We start from the raw sequence: 400 nt of genomic DNA on the forward strand, positions 1-400 counted from the left end.
GTATATAGTTTTTGTGCTGATCATGTCATTGTTGAATGTGCAAAGAAAACCAAACTCACAGTGGCCTTAGATGGAGAAATCATAGAGATGAAACCTCCTTTAAATTTCACTGTAGAAAAAAATGCTTTAAATATTATGGTGCCGAATGTTACTACATCTGTCTGATTTACACTTTGGGACAGAAAAAAAAGAGTGTTTAGAGGCAATAAGAGATTTTTGTATTCAGCAACAGCCTGAAGTGATTGTTGTGAGCGGCGATATTACTCAACGCGCCAAATATGAACAATTTTTTAAATGTCGACAGTATTTAGATAGCCTCAATATTCCTTATCTTGTGGTGCCTGGTAACCACGATATACCTTTGTATCATGTCTGGAACCGTTTTTTTTCTCCATTTACC

General features: G+C 35.8%; 1 protein-coding gene and 1 pseudogene. Both read left to right on the top strand.

The features are described 5' to 3' along the window. Window positions 1-165: pseudogene (locus tag DK207_RS15635) on the top strand (diacylglycerol kinase); the annotation flags it as partial. Then, on the top strand, window positions 146-400 hold a 255-nt coding region (locus tag DK207_RS15640), incomplete at its 3' end, for a metallophosphoesterase family protein (RefSeq protein WP_171293708.1). The pseudogene DK207_RS15635 and the gene DK207_RS15640, both read left to right, overlap by 20 nt.

This window comes from Acinetobacter haemolyticus (genome assembly GCF_900406815.1).
GTDB lineage: Bacteria > Pseudomonadota > Gammaproteobacteria > Pseudomonadales > Moraxellaceae > Acinetobacter > Acinetobacter haemolyticus_A.